The sequence below is a fragment of the Streptomyces sp. JHA26 genome (genome assembly GCF_002005565.1).
Lineage (GTDB): Bacteria > Actinomycetota > Actinomycetes > Streptomycetales > Streptomycetaceae > Streptomyces.
This window is the reverse complement of sequence record NZ_BDJC01000010.1, coordinates 42,978-59,596: the sequence shown is the minus strand read 5'-3', so window position 1 is coordinate 59,596 and position 16,619 is coordinate 42,978. Positions and strand designations below refer to the sequence as shown.

The 16,619-nt window shown below is 71.1% G+C and carries 14 protein-coding genes; 10 read left to right on the top strand and 4 right to left on the bottom strand.

Going from position 1 to position 16,619, the window contains the following annotated elements; translation table 11 throughout:
- Positions 1-93 precede the first annotated feature (93 nt).
- Together JHAT_RS08740 and JHAT_RS08735 are read right to left on the bottom strand one after the other, a co-directional pair.
- Positions 94-1,614: an FAD-dependent monooxygenase gene (locus JHAT_RS08740; RefSeq protein ID WP_077797487.1), complete on the bottom strand. Its 1,521-nt coding sequence runs from the start codon at positions 1,612-1,614 to the stop codon at positions 94-96.
- A gap of 47 nt (positions 1,615-1,661) precedes the next feature.
- The gene (locus JHAT_RS08735; RefSeq protein ID WP_077797486.1) at positions 1,662-2,867 is read right to left on the bottom strand and encodes an SGNH/GDSL hydrolase family protein; all 1,206 of its coding nucleotides are present in this window, start codon (positions 2,865-2,867) and stop codon (positions 1,662-1,664) included.
- Positions 2,868-3,053: 186 nt separating this feature from the next.
- Here JHAT_RS08735 and JHAT_RS08730 point away from each other — a divergent pair, with 186 nt between their 5' ends.
- Positions 3,054-3,641, top strand: a complete 588-nt coding sequence (locus JHAT_RS08730; protein ID WP_077797485.1) for a TetR/AcrR family transcriptional regulator — start codon at positions 3,054-3,056, stop codon at positions 3,639-3,641.
- Positions 3,642-4,123: 482 nt separating this feature from the next.
- On the opposite strand, the gene JHAT_RS08725 is transcribed toward JHAT_RS08730, so the two are convergent.
- Positions 4,124-4,567 (bottom strand): Rrf2 family transcriptional regulator, encoded by a 444-nt coding sequence (locus JHAT_RS08725; protein ID WP_077797484.1) that lies wholly within the window; start codon positions 4,565-4,567, stop codon positions 4,124-4,126.
- Positions 4,568-4,728: 161 nt separating this feature from the next.
- Between JHAT_RS08725 and JHAT_RS08720 the strand changes: the two genes are divergently transcribed.
- The 4 genes from JHAT_RS08720 to JHAT_RS08700 all read left to right on the top strand — a co-directional run bounded on the left by JHAT_RS08720 (position 4,729) and on the right by JHAT_RS08700 (position 9,298).
- Positions 4,729-5,199 carry a nuclear transport factor 2 family protein gene (locus JHAT_RS08720; RefSeq protein WP_077797483.1) on the top strand — a complete coding sequence of 157 codons (471 nt, stop codon included), beginning with the start codon at positions 4,729-4,731 and terminating at the stop codon, positions 5,197-5,199.
- 855 nt (positions 5,200-6,054) lie between these two features.
- Positions 6,055-7,512, top strand: coding sequence for an aldehyde dehydrogenase family protein (locus tag JHAT_RS08710; protein WP_171990807.1), 1,458 nt, complete (start codon positions 6,055-6,057; stop codon positions 7,510-7,512).
- A gap of 188 nt (positions 7,513-7,700) precedes the next feature.
- Positions 7,701-8,060, top strand: coding sequence for a hypothetical protein (locus JHAT_RS08705; RefSeq protein ID WP_077797563.1), 360 nt, complete (start codon positions 7,701-7,703; stop codon positions 8,058-8,060).
- Entirely contained in the window at positions 8,057-9,298 is a 1,242-nt protein-coding gene (locus JHAT_RS08700; RefSeq protein ID WP_077797481.1) for a low temperature requirement protein A, read from the top strand. Before JHAT_RS08705 ends, JHAT_RS08700 begins: the two co-directional genes overlap by 4 nt.
- 399 nt (positions 9,299-9,697) lie before the next feature.
- Here JHAT_RS08700 and JHAT_RS08690 read toward each other — a convergent pair whose 3' ends face one another.
- Positions 9,698-10,414, bottom strand: a complete 717-nt coding sequence (locus JHAT_RS08690) for an SDR family oxidoreductase (protein ID WP_077797479.1) — start codon at positions 10,412-10,414, stop codon at positions 9,698-9,700.
- A 78-nt stretch (positions 10,415-10,492) separates the two neighbouring features.
- Here JHAT_RS08690 and JHAT_RS08685 point away from each other — a divergent pair, with 78 nt between their 5' ends.
- From JHAT_RS08685 to JHAT_RS08665, 5 genes are all read left to right on the top strand, one after another.
- On the top strand, positions 10,493-11,317 hold the full coding sequence (locus JHAT_RS08685; RefSeq protein WP_077797478.1) for a helix-turn-helix transcriptional regulator: 825 nt from the start codon (positions 10,493-10,495) through the stop codon (positions 11,315-11,317).
- A 317-nt stretch (positions 11,318-11,634) separates the two neighbouring features.
- Positions 11,635-14,394, top strand: coding sequence for an AAA family ATPase (locus JHAT_RS08680; RefSeq protein WP_253195446.1), 2,760 nt, complete (start codon positions 11,635-11,637; stop codon positions 14,392-14,394).
- A 160-nt stretch (positions 14,395-14,554) separates the two neighbouring features.
- Positions 14,555-15,379, top strand: a complete 825-nt coding sequence (locus tag JHAT_RS08675) for an alpha/beta fold hydrolase (protein WP_077797476.1) — start codon at positions 14,555-14,557, stop codon at positions 15,377-15,379.
- 55 nt (positions 15,380-15,434) lie between these two features.
- Entirely contained in the window at positions 15,435-15,758 is a 324-nt protein-coding gene (locus tag JHAT_RS08670) for a putative quinol monooxygenase (protein ID WP_077797475.1), read from the top strand.
- Between the two features lie 130 nt (positions 15,759-15,888).
- Positions 15,889-16,581, top strand: a complete 693-nt coding sequence (locus JHAT_RS08665; protein WP_077797474.1) for an SDR family NAD(P)-dependent oxidoreductase — start codon at positions 15,889-15,891, stop codon at positions 16,579-16,581.
- Positions 16,582-16,619: the final 38 nt, after the last annotated feature.

The window sequence follows — 16,619 nt, the reverse complement described above, 5'->3', positions numbered from 1 at the left end:
GTACGGTGTCGACGATGTGGATCAGCCCGCCGGCGGGGTGGCCGTCCGGCGGGGCCCCCGCACAGGCCCCCCCGGCGGCGACGGAATGACGGTTCAGGTGCGGGCGAACCAGCGGGCCAGGGTGCTGTGAAGGGCTTCCCCGGCAGGTGCGGCAGGGCCGTCCGCCCAGGCGACGATGCCGTCGGGGCGGACGAGGAGGGCCTCGAAGCCCAGGTCGTTCCTGGGACGGCCGCTGACGTAGCGCACGCGCTCCTGCCACGGCTCGGCCTGTTCGCTCAGGCCCCGTCGGGGGGTGAAGTCGAGCAGCACGCCGTGTCCTTCGTGAAGAAGGTCGCCCAGGCCGGTGCCGTCGGTGAGGCGGAAGTCGGGGGCGGTGCGGCCCACGAGCGGCTGCTCGCCGCCCAGGTCGTAGTGATGGAACAGTCCGCTGGTTCGGCGGTGGACGTGGGTGGTGCCGTCGGGGGTGTCCATCAGGTCGCGCACCAGTTGCCGCAGTGCGGGAGCGTGGGGGCCGGGGTTCATGGTCGCGACCTGGGCGCGCGACCAGTCGAGGATCGCGGCGCCGATCGGGTGGCGTTCGGCGGTGTAGGTGTCGAGCAGGCCGTCGGGCGCGTCGCCGCGCACGGTGGCCGCCAGTTTCCACCCGAGGTTCATGGCGTCCCCGATGCCGAGGTTGAGCCCCTGGCCGCCGAGCGGCGAGTGGATGTGGGCGGCGTCGCCCGCGAGCAGGATGCGGCCCCGGCGGTACGTGGTCGCCTGCATCGCGCGGTCGGTGAAGCTGGAGGCGAGGTGAACCTCCTTGAGGGTCACCTCGGTGCCGGACACGCGGCGCAGCACGCTCTGCAGGTGCTCGCGGGTCAGCGGCTGGGAGCGGTCGAAGGCGCCGCCGTCGAAGTCCATCATGCCCAGGTGGCCTTCGAGAGGCGTGCGCAGGTACATGCCGGTCGGCGTCAGATGGAAGCCCAGGGGCAGTGCGTGCGGGTCGGCGAAGGTGACCTGCGCGACGTAGCCGGTGAACAGCGGGGCGGTGCCGGTGAATTCGAAGTCCGCGAGCCTGCGGACCGTGCTGCGTCCGCCGTCGCATCCCACGAGCCACCGGGCCGCGTAGTCCCGGCCGCCGGCCGTCACCGTCACCATCCGGTCGTCCTGGGCCACGGCCGTGACGCCGGCACCGCGCACGATCGACACGCCGAGCGTCGCCGCGTGCTCGGCCAGGACCTCGCCGATCGCCTCCAGGCTCGTCATGAAACCGTCCATCGCGGGGCCGGGCAGACGGTGGGCCAGCGCGGCCGGGTCGATGTCGCCGGGATCCAGGGTGATGCCGGCGAAGTGGGCCACGCTCCGTGGGGCGGGTGCCCGGTCGGCCTCGGGGTCGGCACCTATGGTGGCGGCGTCGAGGCCGGATGCCTTCAGCAGCGGCTCCAGCAGGCCCCGGCGGTGGAAGGTCTCGGCCGAGCCCGCGTTCAGGCCGCGCAGCCCCAGTGGGAGTGCTCCGAGCGGTGGGCGCGGGTCGATCTCGCGCTCCAGGACCACAACTGAGCAGTCGGCCAGGGCGAGTTCGCTCGCGAGGAACAGGCCGACGGGGCCTCCGCCGGCGATCACTACGTCATACATGGAAGATCCTTGAGGTCTGGGGCCCGACGGAAGCCGGACCAGGGGGTTCAGTCGAAGAGCGCCAGGTCGACCGAGCGCGCGAGGGCGTCGTATCCGGCGTCGCTGCCGTGCAGGTGGTCGCCCATGTGGAAGTCGGCGCGGATGCGGGAGGGGTCGGCGGGGTCACGCCAGACGGCGTCGAAGTCCAGGACTCCGTCGAACACACCGCTGGTACGGATCCACGCGTTGACCTGTCCGCGTGCCGCGTCACCGTCGGCCGAGTACATCTCCGAACCGCCGTAGGGGGCGATGGTGGCGGCATGCACCTTCACGCCGTGCGCCCGGGCCCGGGCGGCGAGCTGAAGGTGGGCGGCGACGATGTCCTCCACGGTGACGGGCTCGCCGCCGAACATGGCGAGCAGTTCGGCGTTCTCCTCGGTGTCGGGGGCGAAGGAGAACACCAGGTCGCCGCCGACCGCGATCACCACGTGGCCCAGGCCCGGTGTGGCGAGGGCGTCCCGGTCGAAGCGGGCCAGAGTGGAGGTGCCGATCCCGTCGTTGAGCATTCGGTTGCCGCCGATGCCCTGGCTGACCACGTACCGCGTCGTCCCGTCGCGCCTGACCAGGCGTTCGGCCAGGACGTCGGTCCAGCGCCGGTCGGCGCCCGGCGTGGAACCGATGCCGTCGACGCGGGAGTCGCCGAGGACGGCGATCGCGTGTCCCGGCCGGTCGGGCAGCACCTCCACGGCCGAGATGAACGCCTGGGCGGGCAGCGGGACCGCGTCAGCGGGGAGTGAAGACGCCGCGGTCGCGTCGCCCGGGGTGATCCAGCCGAGCGCGTGGAAGGTTCCGTGGCAGGTGGCGGCCTCGACCCGGCCGGGCAGGTGGACACTGATCGCCAGTTGCGACAGCGCCGGCACCGGCAGGTCGACGGGGTCGCTGAGTATCGGCGCTCCGGCGGGGATCGTGGCGGTCGGACTGCCGTTGAAGGTCACCGCCCGGCTGCTGCCGTCCTGGATCAGGTGGTCGGAGTCGGTCACGGCGACCCGCGCCGCGCCGACCGTCAGGGGCGCGGTCCCGTACTCGTTGCTGAGGCGGATCCGCATACGGCTGCCGCCGCCGCTGACGCGCACGATCTGGCGCAGCGTGGCGTCGGCGAAGGGATCGACGCGGGTGACGGAGTTGTCCGGCGCCTGCGGCGAGGCACCCCAGGTGCGCACCCAGCCCGACGCGTCCGCGTCTGCGGTCCGGGTGCCGATGCTGTTGTCGGTCATGTCCGTTGTCCTTTGCTGTGGGCGGAATCGGTCCACGCCATGGCGGCGATGAACTCCCCGAACAGGAAGATCACCGGCCCGGCGATCAGGCGGCTCCGACGAAGCCGGTAGCTCCACTCGGATTCTTACTATACCCGATTTACTTTTCCACTCGGTGTAGTGATACCTCAGGGTTAGGGTTTGGGTATGGTGAACGACGCGCCCGTGGGGCGACGCGAGCGGAAGAAGACGGCGACCCGGACCGCGATCCTGGATGCGGCGACCACGCTCTTCCTCGAGCGTGGTTTCGACGCGGTGACGGTGCGAGAGATCGCGGACAAGGCCGATGTGACGCCCAAGACGGTCTTCGCGCACTTCCCGCGCAAGGAGGCGCTGGTCTTCAGCGCGGAGGGCGAGCAGCGGGACCGGCTCGTCGCGGCGGTCAGCGGCCGAGCACCGGGGACGACGGTCTCCGAGGCGCTGAAGGCGCACTGCCTCGCCGAGATCGCCCTGCTGCGGACCGAGCCCATGAACCGGATCCTGACCCTCGTGGAAGGCACGCCGTCCCTGGTCGAGTACGCCGAGAGGATGTGGCTGCGTCACGAGGACGCTCTGATCGCCGTGCTCACCGAGGAATCCGGGCTCGCCGAGCCGAGCATGGAGATCCGCTTCTACGCGCGGTTCGCACTCCAGATCCCTCTCATGGCCCGCCAGGCCGATCCGGAGTCGGCCGTGGAGATCGGGTTCCGGCTTCTCGACGAGGGCTGGGCGCGTTACGACCCCACGCGGCGATAACGCGCTCGCGCCGGACGGTCGACGAGGCCGCCCGGCCTCACGGTCATCAGCAGCGCCACCTGCTGCGGGTTCGCGCCGTGGCTGCAACGTCTCCACGTTGCCCGTTCTCGAGTGGGCCGGGTACGGCGAGCGGCTGGTGCGTCAGCAGTCCGGCCACCGTCGGACTCGCCTGCTCGGACGGCCTGGTTGAGGCACGGCGGTTCGCGGCGGGAAGCCGTATCAGACCTGCCCGGCCCGCCCGCCGGACGACAGCCCTCGTGCCTGACCGCTGGTCACAACGGTGTGCGTGCAGCGGGGAAGTCGTCTCGGGGCGGTTGTCCAGGCTGCTGCTGTCCCTGAGGGGGCTTCGTCCGGCGGAGGTCCGCGGCCTGCGGTGGTCGGACATCGACCTGGACGCGACCACGCTCGGTATCGTCAACACCCCGCCCCGGTGGGCGGAACCCACGCCGAACCCTACGGTTCGCACGGGGTCGCCCAGTTGATCAGAGAGGCTGGCGAGGTGCCGCGAGTACGTCCCCGAGTACCTTCTCGAGCGTGACGCGGGCCAGTTCGTGTCTCAGGGTCTCCTCGATGTCCTGGTAGATGCCCCGCATTGCCGGCTGGATGCCGTGACCCACCACGCATCCCTGGTCCGGGACGGTGCGGTGCATCGCGAACAGCGGGCCGGGTTCCACTGCCTCGTACACGTCGAGCAAGGTCATCGACCCCAGCTCGCGCGCCAGCGACCAGCCCGCGCCCGCGCCCCGCCGGGACTCCACGAGCCCGGCCCCGCGCAGCTCGCCGAGCAGCCGTCTGATCACCACGGGGTTGGTGTTCGCGCTGGCTGCGATCTGCTCGGAGGTGGCGACCTCGTGGCCCTGGCGCTGGTAGAGACCGATCCAGGCCAGCGCGTGGGCAGCAATGGTCAGCCTGCTGTTGGCGCTCATGATCCCTCCTCCGGTCGCAACGCTCCATGTTACGACAGCGCAGTCGCAACAGTGAAGGTTGCGACAATCTGACGTAACAATTATCGTTACGACAGTCGGGAAGGGTCAACCAAGGGCAAGCGCGGACCGTGAGCGCGTTGCGAAATCAAAGGAGAACAGGGATGGAAAGCAACGAAAAGATCATTCGCGAGGCTTACCGGCTCGCGGAAGGGAACGTTCTCGACGGTGACGGTTTCCTGGCCCTGTTCACCGAGGACGGGTCGTTCAACGACATGTCGACCTCGCAGAGCTTCCGCGGAGAGCAGATTCCTCAGGTGATCGCGGGCCTCGCCCGCTCGTTCCCCGATGTACACCGTGAGCTGCTCGAGGTGCATGCGTTCGGTGATGTCGTCGCCGTCGAGTTGCGGATCCAGGGCACGCATCTCGGAGGGTTTCCGACTCCGGTCGGCGAGATCCCACCGACCGGGAACCGGATCGACGTGCCGGCGGCGGACCTCTGGTACCTCCGTGACGGAAAGATCGAAAGGTTCAACTGCTACAACTTGATGAGCGTGTGGCTTGATCAAATCGGGGTCCACCCTGACTTCAAGTCCGCAGTCGAAGCCACCGAGACGGCAGCCACGACGGCGTAACTCTGCCGGTCAGCGCCGAGTATGCGACAAGACACTCCCTTCTTCGGGCCGCATGCTCGGCGCTGCTTCTCGAACAAAGTTGTTGTCCGCACCCAACCGCCGACACGACCCGGCAGGTAGGGCAACGACCCACATCGAGTGACGTTCTCCGGGCCCGCCTCCACGAGACACACGGCTGCGACGAGACCCCGCCCCAAAGATCATCGAGGTGTGCGGGGCCGGACTGTCCTTCCCCATGCCGCCAAGCCCTGCGCGTCCGACGCTGACCGTGGACGAGTTCCACGCGTGCGCGGACCGTGGAGGGCTCGCCCTGCCATGAGTCCGTGACGGTCACGGGAACCGGCGCGGAGGCCGGCGTAGGAGACGGCACCACCCGCGCCCCTTGCTCCGCCCTCGGGCAGGACGACGACGCCCAGCTCGACGCCTTGCGGGCCACGGCATCCCGAGGAACAAGATCTTCAGCGAGGAGATCAGCACCCGCGTCCGCGGAGGACCCAGTTCGAGGAGGCGCTCGTACGGCGCGGGAGGTCAGGCCCACGCCCCGCACTGCCGCGTCATCTTTACCGTGTACGAGATGAAGCGCCTCGGCCGCGACGCCGCCGAACTCACCGCGCTCGCCGACCACCTCACCCGCCAAGGCTTCCTCACCCAACCCGGACGAGGCCGCCACCGGAAGCGGACTCAACGTCCACCGAGGGCCACCGGTCGGGTCTCAGCACTGCCCCGGTACTGACGTAGGCGAGCCGTCGGCCGGATGTCAGTCAGCTGACGGAGGCTGTCGCCACGGCGGCCGAGCCATTCTCGTGGAGACATCGAAACCGCCCGGCAGCCGGGCGGGACCACGAGGAGCGGACCATGAACACCATCGCGCAGCACTGGATCAACGGAGAGTGGACCGGCTCCGGTTCGGTCCTGGAATCGATCAACCCGGCCGACGGCACCGTCGTCGGCTCGTTCTACGACGGTGGCGAGGCGGAGGCCTCGGCCGCCGTGGACGCCGCCGCCGCCGCGTTCGAGACCACCGAATGGGCGCGCACTCCCTCGCTCCGGGCGACCGCGCTCAGCCGACTGGCCGACGCCCTCGAGGCCCGGGTGCCCGAGGTCGCGGCCATGCTGTCCCGGGAGAACGGCAAGCTGCTGGGGGAGACCACGTGGGAGGTCAGCGGTGCGGTCGGGTGGCTGCGGTACGCGGCGGCCTCTGCGCGCACCCAGACCGCCGGACGCGCCGCCGAGACGGCACCCGGCCAGTACACCCACTCGGTGCCCGAGCCGCTCGGTGTCGCCGGGATCATTTCTCCCTGGAACTCTCCCGTCATGCTGACCGTGCGGGCACTGGGCCCGGCGCTGGCCGCCGGCTGCACCGTCGTGGTCAAGCTTCCGGCTCAGACGGCGCTGACCAATGAGCTTTTCGCGCAGGTCCTGGCCTCGGTCCCGGAGATCCCGGCGGGTGTGGTCAGCGTGTTCACCGAGTCCGGCAACACCGGGGCCCCGTTCCTGGTCTCCTCGGACAAGGTCGCCGTGATCAACTACACCGGCAGCACGCCGGTCGGGCGCCGTATCGCGGCCGCGGCCTCCACCACGCTCAAGCGGCTCGGTCTGGAACTGGGCGGCAAGGCGCCGATGGTGATCCTTCCCGACGCCGATCTGGACATGGTGATCCCGACCGTCGTGCAGTCGCTGGTGCTGATGAACGGGCAGTTCTGCTGCACCGGCTCCCGTGTGCTGGTTCACCGGGACATCGCCGACCAGGTGCGCACCCGGCTCACCAACGCCCTCGCGCAGGTGCGGCTCGGGTCGGGCGACGACGAGAAGGCCCAGCTCGGCCCGGTGATCGACCGGGCGTCCGCCCAGCGGGTGGACGCGATCGTCGAGGAAGCCGCCTCGTACGGCACGGTGCTGCTGCGCGGCGGTGTGGTCACCGACGGCCCGCTGGCCGCCGGGGCGTTCTACCGGCCGAGCCTGATCGAGGTGGACCGCACCGACGTCCGCATCGTGCAGGAGGAGGTCTTCGGTCCGGTCCAGACGTTCGAGATCTTCGACGACGAGGACGACGCCGTGGACAAGGCGAACGCCACCATCTACGGTCTGGCCGCCTCGGTGTTCAGCGCGGACTCGATGAAGGCCCGCCGGATCGCCCGGCGCATCCGCACCGGCACCGTATGGATCAACACCTGGGGCGCCATCAGCGAGGACTTCGAGGAGGGCGGCGTCAAGGGCAGCGGTTACGGCTACCTGTGCGGCCCGCGAGCGATCGAGGAGTTCCAGGCCCTCAAGGTGTACGTGGAGCAGGACCACACGCAGTCCGCTCACTGACCAGATCGTCACCTGGCCCGGCGCCCACCCGGGCGCCGGGCGGAGGCGTGCCGGCAGACGGATACCCAGCGGCCGGCGGTGAGCCATCTGAACCCTGTGCTGCCCACCCGGCAACTGCTGCCGCTGCTCGGTCGCGCAGGGACCGATGGAATCAAAACGATACGCAGCATTTCGATGTGGAGTGGTCCATGAACGAGAGAACTGTTTCCGATGCCTACGGTGCCGACGATCCCGGACCGCCAAGCCCACCGGCGGTGACAGGCATCCGGCACACGCTCCGAGAGCAGAGCCGGAACGCGTCCGCGAACGCCGAACCCCGGCTCGGCCCCGCCGTTCCGGCCGCCGTCCGGCGTTGGAAGCTGTGGCTCCTCACCGTGTGCGGTATCTACCCCACCATCGTCCTGCTGGGCCTGGTCACGAATCCTGTTCTGGAGGATCTGTACCTGCCGGTGCGACTCGCTGTACTCGTCCCGGCGGCGGCAGCAGCGATGGTCTGGCAGATCAATCCCCGACTGCAGCGGCGTTTCGGAGCTTGGCTCACCAGATGACAAGCAGCCCGGCTCCGCCGCCGGTGTGCTCCGCGGCGCCCGCACACCACAGACCACTACGCAGGCTCACGGCGCGAGGCCGCGACGAGACCCGCCGCGGCGTCTCCTCACTGGAGCTCTTCTTCGACCTGTGCTTCATCGTGGCCATGGCCCAGGCAGGCGCCCAGTTGGTGCACGCCATGGTCGAGGGACACACGGGAGAGGGGATCCTCAACTACTTGATGATCTTCTTCGCCATCTGGTGGGCGTGGATGAACTTCACGTGGTTCGCCTCGGCTTACGACAACGACGACGTGCTGTACCGGATCGTCACGCTGATCCAGATGGCCGGCGTGCTCGTCCTGACGGCAGGCGTCTCCCAGGCGTTCGAGGAACACGCGTACCTGGTCGTCATCCTCGGCTATGTGATCATGCGGCTCGCCATGACGGCGCAGTGGCTGCGCGTGGCGCGGTCGAGCCAGGGCCCCGAGCGGACGATGGCGCTGCGGTACGCCATCGGGCTGTGCCAGATCGGCTGGCTGGGGCTACTGGCCCTGCCGGAGGCCGGACGCCCGTGGGTCTTCCTGGTGATGGCGTTGCTGGAGATGGCCGTACCGCTGTATGCGGAGCGGGCCCACCCCACGCCCTGGCACCCCCGCCACATCGCCGAACGGTACGGGCTGCTCACGCTCATCGTGCTCGGCGAGACCATCGCGGCGGCCACCGTCGCCGTGAAGTCGGGGATCGACGAGCACGAGGCCCTGGGTGAGTTGCTGCCCATCGCCGCCGGCGGACTGCTGATCATCTTCGCCGCCTGGTGGGTCTACTTCGCGGTCCCCATCCACGGGCACCTCCGGTCCAACCGGCAGTCCTTCCTCTGGGGCTACGGCCATTACCTGATCTTCGTCTCGGGTGCCGCGATCGGGGCCGGCCTGGAGGTGGCGGTGGAGCAGGCGGTGGGCAGGACGCACCTTTCGGCGCTGTCGGCGTCGGCAGCGGTGACGCTGCCGACAGCGCTGTTCCTGCTCACGGTGTGGGCGCTGCACTCGCGCTTCTACAAGGTGGGGATCGCCCAGCAGTCGGTGCTGCCGGCCACGGCGCTGCTGGTGGTCGTCTGCACGTTCCTGGGTCACTGGGCGGTGCTCGCGGCGGGGCTGGTGGCGGTGCTGGCGGTGGCAGCCGGGGTGACGCTGACGGCGCTCGGGGCGAGCCCGGAGCGCGGGACGGGCGAGGAAGGCGTCGCGGTGCCGGTTCTGTGAGGGAACCCTCGCCGCCGCGGGAACCTGGCCGGCACGGCGTACGACGGCGCCCGTGCCGTGCGCCCGGTGCACCTGCTCAACGACGGCGACACGCTGTTCACGCCGACGACGGGGACGCACCCGCTCGGCACCGCGAACCCGCCGGCCCCGGACGACGTCCTCACGGCGGGGCGCGGACGCGGTGACCCACGCGACCGTACGCGCCGTGGGCACCGCCGGTTCGGTGCCCACGCCTGCCCGACGAACCGGGCACCAGCCTGCACGGCGAGGCCCGGGGCGACTTCCTCCGGTACGCCTGCGGCCGGCTCGGACCCGAGCAGCAGGCCCTCCGCACCCTGATGCGCCGGGCATGGGTCACCCACCGCTGGGGCACCCGTCCCCGACGCCTCCCACGACCCGTCACCAGGGCACGGGGGTTCCGTCCCAGGAGAAGAAGCCACCGGTGGGGCCGTCGTCCGGCAGCAGGGCCAGACGGAGGGCACCTCGGGCGGCCTCGGCCGGGTCGCCGCCGGCAGCGGCGGCCCCGGGAGTGAGATCAGTGGCCCGCAGGCCAGGAGCGAGCGCGTTGACCTTGAAGCCGTCCTCGGCCAGCGTCTGGGCGTACAAGACGGTGAGGGCGTTGAGGGCGGCCTTGGACGACCGGTAGGCAGCGGCGCCGCCGCTTCCCGGGGTGAACTGGGGGTTGGGGTTCGCGCTCCAGGTCAGCGACGCGGTGCCACTGGAGATGTTGACGATGCGCGGGCGCGGCGACCGGCGCAGGGCGGGCAGGAAGGCATTGGTCACCGCCACCACCCCGAACACATTGGTCTCGTACGTGCGCCGGAACTCCTCGACGCCGGTGCCGGCCGGCGGGGCGAGTGACAGCGAGATGCCGGCATTGTTGACCAGCACGTCCAAGCGGTCCACCTGAGCCGCGGCCTGTGCGATGCCGTCGGGATCACTCACGTCGAGGACCAGCAGGCGGGCCCCGGCGCCGATCTCCTCGACGGCCCGCTGCCCGCGCCCGGGGTCGCGGGAGCCCACGTACACGGTGAGGCCCTCGGCGGCGAGCAGCCGGGCAATATGCTTGCCGATGCCCTTGTTGGCACCGGTGACCAGAGCTGTGCGTTCGTTCATGGCAACCACGCTTCCCTGGTCGCGGGCGCCCGGCCAGGGACAGTCTGTACCAGGCAGTGGGGGGAGACAGGAGGCGGTATGGCACGGCAGGAGCTGGCCCGCTACCTGCGGGACCGCCGGGCGGCCCTGCGTCCGCACGAGGTCGGCCTGACGGAGACGGGCACCGCCCGCCGCACACCGGGCCTGCGCCGCGAAGAGGTGGCGGAGCTCGCCCACATGTCGGTCGACTACTACACGCGGCTGGAGCAGGCCCGGGGACCGCGGCCGTCGGCCCGGATCCTGGACGCGTTGGCCCGCGCGCTGCGGCTCACGCCGGCCGAGCGCAGCCACCTGTTCCGCCTGGCGGGTTCGAGCGCGCCGCCCGGCACCAGCGTCGTGCGGCGGGTGCGCCCGCACGTGGCCCGGATGCTGGACCGGCTGCCGGAGACCGGTGCCATCGTCACCGACGCGGCGTACCACGTCGTCGCCTGGAACCCCCTGGCCCAGGCACTGCTCGGCGCCGACCTCGGGGACGGGACGACGAACCTGGCCCGCCGCCGCTTCCTGGGCCAGGGGCGGACGTACGAGAGCTCCGGCGCCGAGGAATTCGGACACATCGCGGTGGCGCGGCTGCGCCGGGCCGCCGACCGCTACCCGCACGACCCGAAGCTGGCCGCCCTGCTGGCCGAACTGCACGACGGCAGTGAGGAGTTCCGGCAGATCTGGCAGACACATCCGGTCCACGCCCCCGGGCACCGCACCAAGACCCTGGACCATCCGGAGGCCGGCGCGCTGCGGTTGAACTGTGACGTCCTGCTCGTGCCCGAGGACGACCAGGAGGTCGTCCTGATGACGGCCGACCCCGGATCACCTGCCGTGCGGGCCCTGCGCAGGCTGGCCGGCCCTCGCCCCACTGTGTCCTGACGCCGTGCGAGGTGGCCTGTGGCCCGCCGGTAGGACCGTAGTGCGGCGAGCTTGGCCTCCCAGGCCTCTTCGCTCCAGGAAGACCGGCACGGTGATCCGCGCGCCCTTGGTGCTGTCGTTGCGGTGGGGCTGCGGCGCCCGACGGGCGTTCTGCATGATCTTCGTTCGGGAGCCGCGGGTGTAGGCGAAGCAGATGGCTTCAGGCTCCGTTTGCCGGTGGGTGCAATACTTCCTGGTCAGGTGCGTGGCTAGTGTTTCGACTGCTTCGCAAGGCAGGACGAGGGACGCGGCGGATGTGGGCGAAGTCAGGGACAGGCGTGGGCGTCGGCCCGACCGGGTTGGTCGGCCGGGAGGGCGAGCTCGCCGAGCTTGCGGCGTTCCTGGACATGGCCGGGACGGACGGAGCTGTTCTGCTGCTCACCGGTGATCCGGGTGTGGGGAAGACGGCACTCCTGGACGCGACCGCCGAGCTGGCGGTGGCGAAGGGAGTGCGGGTCGTCCGCGGCAGCGGTGTCGAGTACGAGACGGACATCAGCTTCGCGGGGCTCCATCAGCTCGTCGGCTCGCTGCCGGACGAGCTCGGTCGTCTGCCGCGTTCCACGCGGGAGGCCCTCGAGGTCGCCCTCGGTCTCGGCGCCGGCCCCACGCCGAGCCGGATCGCCGTCCTGAACGCGGCACTGTCCCTGTTCGACGAGGCCGCGAAGGAGCGGCCGTTGCTCCTCGTGGTCGACGACCTTCATGCCGTCGACCGGGCGAGCCGGGCCGCGGTGGGTTTCGTCGCCAGAAGACTGGGCGGCCGCCGCATCGGGCTGCTCGGAGCAGGGCGAGCGGAGTCCGGCGAATCCTTCCGCTCCACCGGCCTGCCGGAACTCGTGATCGCGCCGCTGGGTGACGCGGACGCCCTGCGACTGCTGTCCCGGCGCTTCGCCCACCTCCCCCGTCGGGTCCTTTCGACCTTGGCGCACGAGGCGCAGGGAAACCCCCTGGCCCTGCTCGAGTTCGCCGGGTCCGCCGGGGCGTCCGGTGGCCGGCACGGTCAAGGCACGGGGTGGTCGAGCGGGCAGGGACGGGACGTGCGCGCTCTGTACAGCGCCCGCGTCGGGCGACTGCCGCACCGAACGCGCGAGGTACTGCTGCTCGCGGCTCTCGAGGGCTCCGGCGACCTCGGCATCCTCGAGGAGGCCGGCGGGCCGGGCAGCCTCGAGGAGCTCGCTCCCGCGGAGCGCGACCACCTGGTCATGGTCGCGGAGAACGGCCGCACGGTGCGCTTCAGGCACCCGCTGGTCAGGTCCGCGGTGGTCGACGGTTCCACCGGCGAGCAGCGGCGCAGCGCCCACCGCCGGCTGGCAGACGCGCTGGGCGACCAGCCCGAGCGACGCGGTGACCACCTCGCGAGAGCCACGACGGCGCCCGACGAGGCGGTCGCCGCCGTCGTGGAGTCGGCGGCCCGCAGCAGCCTGCGACGCGGTGACGCCGACGGCGCGATCGCGAGGCTGCGGCGCGCGGCCGAGCTGAGCCCCGACCGGACGGTCCGCAGACGCCGCCTGTCGCAGGCCGCCTACGTCGCCGCCTGGGTCGCGGGTCATCTCGAAGTCAGCCACGAGATCATGCGTGAGGTCGAGGGCGATCTGGCGGCCCGGTCGCTCTCGGCGGCCGCGACGGCGGGCTTCCTCGTGCTCGTCACGGAAGGAGACGCCGACACCGCCCACGCGCTGCTGACGGAGGCGATCGAGCAGGCGCCGACGTCGCCCGGCCCACCGTCCGGCGAGCTGGAGACCGCGCTCTTCACCCTCACGCTCGCCAGCCAGTACTCGGGCCGGCCCGAGCACTGGCAGCCTCTGGTCGACGTGCTCGCCCGGTTCCCCGAGGCGGCGCCCGCCGCCGCGGCGTCCCTGGGGCGCGTCCACCACGACCTCGGCTCCGTCACCGACGGCATGCTGCGCCACCTGGACGAGGAGATCGCGCGGCTGAGGGACCAGAGCAACGCCGACGTGGTCATCCGCACCGCCCTGACCGCCTCCTACCTCGACCGGCTTCCGGGCTGTCGCGAGGCCCTGTCCCGGGTCATACGCGACGGCGGCGCGGTGGGGTCGAGCATGCCGGCCCTGATGTTCGTCGCCCTGGACGACCTCCACACCGGCCGGTGGCAGCCGTCGGCCGACGCCGCGGTCGAGCTCATCGCCCTGTCCGAAGAGACGGGATACCACTTGTTCGCCCAGGTGGGGCACTACATCGCCGCGATGGCCGCGGCCCAGCGCGGCGACCTCGACGCGTGCCGCCGCCACTGCGAGGACATCTGGGGGTGGTCAGGGCCCAGGGGACTGCGGCGGCTGGAGAACTGCGCCCACCAGGCGGCGGCCCGGGCGGCCCTCGGCGCCGCCGACTTCGAGACAGCCTTCCGGCACGCCACAGCGATCTGCGCCCCGGGTGTGCTGCCGCCGTTCAACCCCGAAGCCGTGTGGTCCGCGCCGGACCTCGTCGAGGCCGCCGTGCGCACGGGTCGGCACGCGGAGGCGCGACGGCACGCGGACGCGCTGCGGGACGCCGGTGTCGGTCACCTCTCGTCGCGGCTCGCGCTGAGCTCGGCCACGGTCACGGCGATGACGTCGGCTGCCGAGGACATGGTCCGGTGCTTCGAGGACGCACTCGCACTGCCGGGCGTCGAGCAGTGGCCCTTCGAGGTCGGCCATGCTCGTCTGGCCTACGGCGAGAGGCTGCGCCGTCAGGGGCTCAACCGGGAGGCCCGGGTGCAGCTGGCCGCCGCCCGCGACCGCTTCGAGGAACTCGGGGCCCCTTCGTGGGAGGCCCGGGCCGCGGCGGAGCTCCGCGCCACCGGCTTGACGCGGACCGGCCGGGGCAAGGCCGGTGAGGCCCTCACCCCGCAGGAGCTGGAGGTCGCCAGGCTGGCGGCGACGGGGCTGTCGAACCCGCAGATCGCGTCGCATCTGTTCCTTTCGCCGCGGACCGTGTCGTCGCATCTCTACCGTGTGTTCCCGAAGCTGGGGATCACATCGCGGGCCGAGCTCCGCGACGCACTGGAGGCGCTGCCTCCCGAGCCTTCGGCCGGCCGGCTGTGAGAGCTGCCGGCCGGGTCCCGGCACTGCCCCGGTACTGACGTAGGCGAGCGGTCGGCCGGATGTCAGTCAGCTGACGGAGGCTGTCGGCACGGCGGCCGAGCCATTCTCGTGGAGACATCGAATCCGCCCGGTACCCGGGCGCGACCACGAGGAGCAGACCATGCCGTTCGTCACCGCCGGCGACGGAACCGACATCTTCTACAAGGACTGGGGCTCGGGCCGGCCGGTCATGTTCCACCACGGCTGGCCGCTGAGCTCGGACGACTGGGACGCCCAGCTGCTGTTCCTCGTCCGGCACGGCTACCGTGTCATCGCCCACGACCGCCGCGGGCACGGGCGCTCCGCCCAGGTCGGCCACGGGCACGACATGGACCACTACGCGGCGGACGCCGCCGCCGTGGTGGCGCACCTCGGCCTGCGTGACGTCGTCCACGTCGGCCACTCCACCGGTGGTGGGGAGGTCGCCCGGTACGTCGCCAGGCACGGTGCCGGGCGGGTCGCCAAGGCCGTCCTCGTCGGAGCGGTCCCACCGCTCATGGTCCAGACCGAATCGAACCGGGGAGGGCTGCCGGTCGAGGTCTTCGACGGCTTCCGCGAGGCCGTGGCCACCAACCGGTCCCAGTTCTACCTCGACCTCGCCTCCGGGCCGTTCTACGGGTTCAACCGCCCGGGCGCGGACATCTCCCAGGGTGTCATCCAGAACTGGTGGCGCCAGGGAATGACCGGCAGCGCGCAGGCGCACTACGAGGGGATCAAGGCGTTCTCGGAGACCGACTTCACCGACGATCTCCGGGCGATCGACGTGCCCACGCTCATCCTGCACGGCGACGACGACCAGATCGTCCCGATCGCCGACTCCGCCGAGATCGCGGTCACGTTGGTCAAGAACGCGCGCCTGAAGGTCTACCCGGGACTGTCGCACGGCATGTGCACCGTGAACGCCGACACCGTCAACGCCGACCTCCTCGACTTCATCGAGAGCTGACACCGGCCCGGTACCGGCCCACAGTCCGTTGGCACTGAACTGAAGAGGAATCACCATGACCGCAACACCCGCCGGCTACGTGACCGTCGTGTGGGACGCGAAGGCGAAGGCCGGCAGGGAGGCCGACCTCAAGGCGTTCATCACCGCCGCCGTCACCCCCTCGCGCAACGACCCCGGCAACATCGACTACGAGGCCCACGAAGTCGAGGGCAGGCCCGGCGAGTTCGTCATCTACGAACGCTGGGAGACACGCGCCCACCTCGACGCACACCTCGCCGCGCCCCGGATGCGGGAACTCGTCCCGCAGATGCTCGAACTGATCGACGGATCCATCGAGGACGGCATCCGCCTGCTGCGTCCGTTCCGCCCCGCCCACTAGAGCAGGACGCCCGCCGACGTCGGCGTCGACGCCGACGGAGCACACCGCCGCGGAACCGATCCCTCGGGTGCTCCCGGTGACCGCTTTCCGGGAGCACCCGCTTTGACGACACGCACAGGAGAGACACGACGTGACCACCACATTGATCACCGGCGGCAACAGGGGCCTCGGCCACGAGATCGCGCGCCGACTCGTCCAGGCGGGCCAGACGGTCTGGATCGGAGCCCGGGACGCCGGGAACGGACGCAAGGCCGCCGACCGGCTCGGCGCCGGCTTCGTCCAGCTGGACGTGACCGACGACGCGTCGGTCGGCGCGGCGGTCGAGACGCTGCGCGCTCGGGCGGGCCACCTGGACATCCTCGTCAACAACGCCGGGATCCTCGGCGAAGTGACCACGCCCGAGGACATGACGGCCGACCAGATCCGCCACGTCTACGAAACCAACGTCTTCGGCCTGGTGCGCGTCACGCACGCGTTCCTGCCCCTGCTGCGTGAGGCAACTGCCCCGTCCGTCGTCAACGTCACCAGCGGTCTGGGGTCGTTCACGCTGACCCACGACCCGGAGCGGGTCGAGTCGCAGTATCCGCTCGCCGCCTACGGCTCGTCGAAGAGCGCGGTCACCATGCTGACCATGCAGTACGCCAGGACGATCCCCGACGTCCGCTTCAACGCGGTGGACCCCGGCCAGACCGCGACCGAGTTCACCGGCCACATCGGGCAGAGCGTCGAGGAGGGCGCGGAGGCGGCGGTGCGTATCGCCACCCTGGGGCCCGACACGCCCACCGGCACGGTGACCGACCGCGCCGGCGCACTCCCCTGGTGACGGCGGCAGGCCCGACCCCGCGACAGTCCTGGCAACCA